This is a genomic window from Streptococcus danieliae (assembly GCF_013415245.1).
GTDB lineage: Bacteria > Bacillota > Bacilli > Lactobacillales > Streptococcaceae > Streptococcus > Streptococcus danieliae_A.
The window spans coordinates 1-7,483 of sequence record NZ_JACBXX010000024.1 but is presented as its reverse complement, the minus strand read 5'-3'; the positions used below and the strand labels follow the sequence as shown (position 1 = coordinate 7,483).

The following is a 7,483-nucleotide window of genomic DNA, read 5'->3' as shown; positions in this document are numbered from 1 at the left end:
TTACTCACCCGTTCGCAACTCTTCCAAAAGAGCAAGCTCTTTCTTCAGCGTTCTACTTGCATGTATTAGGCACGCCGCCAGCGTTCATCCTGAGCCAGGATCAAACTCTCATCAAAAGTTTGAGCTACTGCTCATTTCTGTCACTGACAGATTTATTGTTTTTTTCTTGCCGGGCACTATTTCTAGTGTCCCACACATTGGTATTCGTCTTGTTCAGTTTTCAAAGGTCATGTCTCTCACGAGACAACTTCATTAGTTTATCAAAACCTCAAATCTTTGTCAACACTTTTTTGAAAAATTTTTGAAGTTTTTTTGGCTTGGTTCGGATGAACCGAACCTTTATCCACTAACTGTCCCGTTTAAGGAACTCTCCCTTCAGGACTTTCTTAGTATACAACACTCGGCTCACCTTGGCAAGAGTTTTGTTCAACTTTTTTAAATTTTTTTCAAAAAAAGAGTCGAGGAAGAGACCTCAACTCCTGTTTAAAATCTACTGTGCCTTCAAATAGGCTTGAACCTCGCTTGGACTAGCCCAAACATAATGATTGGGACAAATCTCAACCATCGCTGGCTCTTCCTCACTATAATCATGCTGGTTCGGATCGTATACTTTCAATACTTTTTGACGCTCTAAAATTGGATCGGGAATTGGTACTGCAGATAACAGAGATTGAGTATATGGATGAATTGGATTTGTAAACAATTCTTCCGTCTCTGCTACTTCTACGATAACCCCTTTATAGATAACCGCAATACGATCTGAAATAAAGCGAACAACTGAAAGATCATGGGCAATGAATAGATAGGTCAAACCTAATTCTTTCTGAAATTTTTTCAATAAATTTAAGACTTGGGCCCTAACAGACACATCCAAAGCAGAGATAGGTTCGTCCGCAATTACAAAATCTGGCTGCATGACAAGTGCACGTGCAATCCCAATTCTCTGACGTTGTCCTCCAGAGAATTCATGAGGATAACGAGTAAGGTGCTCTGCAAGCAATCCAACTTCATTTACAATATTTCGAACTTTCTGCTGACGTTCTTCCTCATCCTTATATAGATGAAAATTTGTCAAACCTTCCGAAATGATGTAATCAACAGTAGCTCGTTCATTAAGACTAGCAGCCGGGTCCTGGAAAATCATCTGGATTTTACGAATAAGTTCTTTCTCTTCTTCACGACTCTGCGGACCGTTAATCTTACGCCCCTCAAAGAGAATATCTCCCGAACTCGTTTCATTCAAACCTATAATCGCTCGCCCAATCGTTGTTTTACCACTCCCTGATTCTCCAACTAATGAGAAAGTCTCTCCTTTATTGATGAAAAAATTCGCATTCTTTACCGCAGTAAATTTCTTACTACCTTCTCCAAAGGAAATTTCTAAATCTTTGACTTCAACTAATTTTTCTGGCATCCTATCCCTCCCTTGTCTTATTCATATATGCCATCTGAGATTTGATCTTCTCGTGGAGATTCGCAATCAATTCTGGCTTATCAAGTTTAGGGGCATGTTCATGAAGAAGCCAAGTTTTTGCCCAATGGTCAGCTGATACTTGAAAAATAGGAGCTTTTTCTTCAAAATCAATAGCCAATGCATAGTCCGACCTCAAAGCAAAAGCATCTCCAGCTAATTCAGTATAAAGAGACGGAGGAGTTCCAGGGATAGAAAAGAGTTCCCCATCTTCGCTAGCTAATTGAGGAAGACTGGATAACAGTGACCATGTATACGGATGACGAGGATCATAAAAAATATCCTCCACTGTTCCATATTCAACAATCTCGCCAGCATACATCACCGCTACCTTATCCGCAATACTGGCAACAACCCCCAAGTCATGGGTGATGAATATAATCGTAAATCCATACTCTTGTTTCAAATGTTTGAGAAGATCAATAATCTGTGCTTGGATAGTTACATCCAAGGCCGTTGTTGGTTCATCACAAATCAGAATATCCGGCTTACACGCTAACGCAATCGCAATAACAATCCGTTGGCGCATCCCTCCAGAATATTGAAACGGATACTCATGGAAACGACGTTCAGGATCTGGGATACCAACCTTATCCATATAGTCAATTGCCATTTCTTTAGCTTCAGATGCTGTCTTCCCTTGGTGCTTCGTAATAACTTCTGTAATTTGACTTCCGATTGTCTTAATAGGATCTAGACTAGTCATCGGATCTTGGAAAATAGTCGCAATCTTCTGACCACGTATTTGTGCCCACTCCGTATTAGAAGCAATCTTCGCTAGCTCTTGACCACGGTAAATAATACTACCATTGGCCACTCGACCATTCTCTTCTAACATTCCTGTAAATGTCTTTGTTAATACAGATTTACCACTCCCAGATTCACCAACTAGGGCTAAAACTTCTCCTTGGTATAAATCTAAAGAAACCCCTCGAATGGCTGTGAGGATCCGATCCCTCACTTCAAATTCCACAACTACATCTTGAGCACTTAAAATAATCTCTTTTCCCATTCTTTCTCCTATCTATGCGTACGTGGATCACTAGCATCCGCTAGGTTCTGTCCAACAATATAGAAAGACAACGAAACCAATATCAAGACTGTTAGTGGAATCCAAAATAAATAAGCATTCGTCGTTACATTCTGAGAATAACTAGAGATAAGACGTCCTAAACTAGGAACTGTGGCTGGTAATCCAAGACCAAAGTAAGACAAAAACGCCTCATATGAAATGTAAGACGGTAACTGTGCAGCTGACATAGTTACAATAACAGATACCAACTGTGGGAGAAGGTTACGAACAATGATTTTGCTGGATGGAGTCCCCAGTGTTCTACTAGCTAAATTGTACTCTAAATCCCGATAGCGAAGAATCTGAATACGAATAGAGTAAGCAACACCAATCCATGCTGTAATACTCATAGCAAAAATCAAATTCCAAAAACCCGATCCCAAAGAATAGGTCAATACGATAACAATAAGAAGTTGAGGGATGTTAGATACTATATTATAAATCTCTAGCATTACCTTATCTACAGATTTGGAAACTCCCCAAATTCCACCAACAATGACTCCTAAACCTGTGGTAATAATTGTCGCAATGACGGAAATCAAGATGGAGTTACGAGCTCCAAACCAAACAGCATCAAATAGAGAATGTCCATTATTATCCGTTCCGAACCAATATTCTCCATTCGGTTTGATAAATCGAAGACTAAAATCATTCACCTTGCTGACATCATTAGGATTGTAATCCGAAATCAATGGATATAGGAAACTCATAAGGACAATTCCTGCTAACAAAGCCAACATAACTACAGTTGTTTTCTTTTTTAAGAATTCCCTAAAAACGGATTTCCAGTAAGAATAAGCTGGAGCATCGATGACTTCTGAGGCAAAATCATCTCTTTTCACAAAGGTAAATTTAGATACATCTGGTTGAGACATCATTTGCCTCCTTTCGAAGAGAGTTTAATACGAGGATCTAGAACAGTCATTAACAAATCTCCTAGAAGGTTTGCTAAAATCGATAAACTTGTAAACACAAAGGTCAATCCAACAACCATTGAATTATTAGCTGCTTTGACAGAGTCAATCAACATTTTACCCATACCTGGAAAAGCAAATACAGATTCTGTCAAGGTAGCTCCAACAATGACTAAGATAATCGCAGATGGAATTCCCGCAACAATTGGAACCATAGCATTTTTAAAGATATGACTCCTCATAATTTCCTTTTCAGATAATCCTTTTGCACGAGCAAAACGTACATAGTCACTAGACTGCTGATCAATCATGTAACGGCGAATCCAAATAGCTAACCCAGGAACACCTAAAATCCCTAAAATAACTGCTGGAAGCACATATGAACGCCAATCTCCTGCACCAAGAGTTGGAAATGAATCTGGTAATCCAATAAACGAGCCTAACAAACGAACAAGATAAACCAAGGCAATCGTTGGAATAGCCATTAAGAATGTCAAGAAAGCTGTAGACAGACTATCAATAGCTGTATTCTTATAGCGTGCCAACAAAGCTCCAAAAGGAACTGCTAAGCTATAAGAAATGATAACACCTACTAAACCAATAATTGCAGAGTTTACAAGCATGGACGGTGACTGATAAACTGTTTGAGTTTGAGTATAAGCGTCACCCTCACCAAAGTTCGCAATGTCCTGTGCATCCGCTTTACTTGGTGACTTATAAGTTCGAGAATAAATATCAATAGAAGACATCTTTTTCCCAGTTGGAAATTGTACTTCACTGACCTTAGACTGCCCTTGTCCTTGACTGATAACTTGAAGAACAGGAACATTAGAATAAGTTGGATAGGAAATTCCCAAATTCAATTTAATAAAATTCTGATGAACAAATGGGAACTGATTATTGAAGTATAGCAAGTACTTATGCTGGGTTCCTGAACCAACAACAGCCCAGCCGATTGCTGGATCATTTTCAATCCAAATTCCGCGCTTCAAATCAGGATTAGAAGCATCTTGAATTTTCCAAGGATGGTCAATTTGAAAGAGATTTTTGTAAAAATCAAAAACTCGCTCATACGCTGGGACTTGACGTACTGCATAAAACTGCTTACTATCTTGGAATTGGAAAAGTTCCCAACCACGTCCTTCTTTTTTTATGAAATCTTCATAAATTTTCTTATTACTTTCTGTTGCTTCAACAGTTACTGAGGAATCCAATTGACTAGCTTTTTCCTGGAGCTCTTTACTTGTATAATAATCCACATATCCCATTCGCTCAAAGACTGTATTTTCATAATCTGTCTTGCTATCTGGTGTTTTTGCAATCTTATTATAGTTAGGATCCTGTTTAAAAATAAGATTTCGAGGGACCATTGTATAAACAATTGAATAAATAATAGTAGTCACCAAGAAAATCGATAAGAGCGAACGTAAAATCCGCATCCAAATATAACGTTTCATCGAATCATCCTTTTCATTTCAAAAACGGGAGTGGGATAGAGCTTCTCAAATCTGAAAAGCTCTTTATCCCACCCCCGCAAGGCTTACTGCTTTTGATTCTCCTTGTTCTAACAGAGAATTCAATAAATGAGTGATCACTTATCCTAAAACAGTTGTCACTGAAAACTTCTATCCCTACTTATTATTTCACGTGAGATTTAGCTTCTTCTTCAGCCTTCTTATTGCTTTCTACTCGTTTCTCATTCCATTCTTTCTGAGCTTTTTCATACTCATCTTTTGTAACAATTTCATCGCTAGGTTCTAGGTATTTATACAAAGTGGAACCACCTTTATTACCTGACCAAGCAAATGGACCGCTAAATGGTTTGATACGAGCAACACCTTGATTTCCTCCTTTAGATTCAATTGGGACAATCAAAGCACTATCTGTTAGCCAAGCTTGAGCTGCCGCATACTTCTCATAACGTTTTTGAATGTCGGCTGTTTCTCCACCAGCCTCTGTTACCAACTGCTCAAACTCACCTAGACCAACTTTTTGTGCATTTGCATTGTTTGTTCCAGAATCGAATCCAAGATATGTTTTTGTACTTTCACCACTACTTGGTTTCAAGATATCCAAGTAAGAAGACGGATCTTGATAGTCAGGACCCCAACCGACCTTATTGTTCAAATCCCAATCTTCTTGAGCTGCATTTTCAGCAAAATAGGTAATGTTATTTACGTCATCTGATGACATTTGATGAATATCAATGACAACATTCTCTGAACCCAAGTTTTTCTCAATGGATTGTTTCAAAGACTGAACTCGCTGAACCATTGTAATAGCTGTTTGATCTACAGGGATATCCAAACGAATTGGGAATTGTACTCCTTCTGCTTGAAGAGCTTCCTTAGCCTTAGCAAATTCAGCTTTTGCTTTTTCTGGATTATAAAGACCGTTTTGAGCATCGCTTAAATCAACGTCTTTCCATTCTTCCTTATCAGCTAATTGCTCCTTAACCATCTCTCCAAAATCTTTACCCCCAGCTTGTACAAATTGAGGTGGGACAAAAAGATTCCGTAAAGGTTTCAGTGCTCCTTCTTCTCCACGAATCTGAGCTTCATATGCCTCCCGATCAAATGCAAAAGTCAATGCTTGGCGGAAATCTTTATTCAACAAAGCTTTTTTGGTAGATTCTTTTTCTGCATCAGTTTTCTTAGCTGTGTACTTGTAAGACTGACGATCAATATTCATACCTAACAGGTAAGTTGTTGCATCTTGTGGACGGTAAGCAATGTTATCTGCATACTTCTCTTGGAACTTCTTATAACCTGGTGAATTAGGGTTCAAACCAGCACCAGAATAGATTCCTTTATCAAAGCCATTAATTACTGAGTCTAAATCAGAACCATCATCATAAGTTAACTTGATTGTCTTATAATGAACATTGTCTTTATCCCAATAGCCTTCATTTTTAACCATCTGAATTTCAGACTTAGCTGTCACAGCACTTAAGATGTATGGACCATTGTAAAGGATTGTACTTGGATCACTCGCTTTAGCAAAGTTTTCTCCTTGGGATTTCAAGAAGTCTTCATTTACCGGATAGGTAATTCCATATGTTAGTTTAGAATTCCAGTATTGCTCAGGTTTTGTTAATGTATACTCCAATGTGTAATCATCAATTGCTTTGATTCCAACTGTACCAAAATCTTTTGACTTACCATCGATATAGTCTTTCAAACCCTTAACAGAATCTTGTAATACGTAAAGAGCTTCCCCTTTATTATCTGCAGCATATTTAAGACCAGTTACAAAGTCCTGAGCTTTTACTTCAGCATACTCATTTCCCTCAGAAGTAAACCATTTGACTCCCTTACGAATTTTATAAGTGTAGGTCAATCCATCTTTAGATACAGACCAATCTTCTGCTACAGAAGGTACTAGATTCCCGTACTGATCATTCTCCAACAAACCATCAATATTATTAGACGTAATATCAGCTGTTGAAGCTTTACCAGTCGTTAAATAATTCAAATTATCTGGATCAGTCGCGTACACAAATGAATATGTAGATTGCTCTCCACTGCTTGAAGATGAACAAGCCGCTAATACACCCACCGATAACAGAGCTACGCCTGCTACCGCAAATAGCTTACTCTTTTTCATACTATATCTCCTTTAACTACTTAAGTTTAACCCATTGTAATAAAATCTACTAGAAAAGTCAACTTAATTTTCTGAAAATTCTTACAAGAACCTTTTGTTATGCTCAGAAGAAACTAAATATTCTGATTCAAATTCAATTATATCACAATTTTCAGAATAGTTAGCGATTTCATTTATAAGAATCATTCCCGTTGCTTATTCTTTTAAAAAATAATATCAGGGCCTTGGCTATTCATCATCAAGTTCATAAAAAATGATATCCTTCCCTAAGTTTAGGAAGTGAAATAATTCTAATACTCATTTAAAATCAAAAGTTGAAAAATAATGGATGCTTAGTTTTGAAATACAACAATATAAAACCACTACGTATCTAGAAAGGACCTTGTCCATTCTCTATTCACAATGGATTTTAAGGTTTGG

General features: G+C 37.8%; 5 protein-coding genes and 1 rRNA gene. All 6 read right to left on the bottom strand.

Annotation, left to right across the window (positions count from 1 at the left end; translation table 11 throughout):
• Positions 1–116: ribosomal RNA gene (locus HZY94_RS00470) — 16S ribosomal RNA — on the bottom strand; the annotation flags it as partial.
• 374 nt (positions 117–490) lie between these two features.
• Positions 491–1,414, bottom strand: a complete 924-nt coding sequence (locus tag HZY94_RS00465; protein ID WP_179924501.1) for an ATP-binding cassette domain-containing protein — start codon at positions 1,412–1,414, stop codon at positions 491–493.
• Between the two features lies 1 nt (position 1,415).
• Complete coding sequence (locus HZY94_RS00460; RefSeq protein WP_179924500.1) at positions 1,416–2,483, bottom strand: ABC transporter ATP-binding protein; 1,068 nt, start codon at positions 2,481–2,483, stop codon at positions 1,416–1,418.
• Positions 2,484–2,491: 8 nt separating this feature from the next.
• Complete coding sequence (gene oppC / locus HZY94_RS00455; protein ID WP_179924499.1) at positions 2,492–3,418, bottom strand: oligopeptide ABC transporter permease OppC; 927 nt, start codon at positions 3,416–3,418, stop codon at positions 2,492–2,494.
• Positions 3,418–4,914: an ABC transporter permease gene (locus HZY94_RS00450; RefSeq protein WP_179924498.1), complete on the bottom strand. Its 1,497-nt coding sequence runs from the start codon at positions 4,912–4,914 to the stop codon at positions 3,418–3,420. The genes oppC and HZY94_RS00450 overlap by 1 nt, the downstream gene beginning before the upstream one ends.
• A 181-nt stretch (positions 4,915–5,095) precedes the next feature.
• A complete protein-coding gene (locus HZY94_RS00445) occupies positions 5,096–7,063 on the bottom strand; it encodes a peptide ABC transporter substrate-binding protein (RefSeq protein WP_179924497.1) in 1,968 nt (655 codons plus the stop codon).
• Between the last annotated feature and the right edge of the window lie 420 nt (positions 7,064–7,483).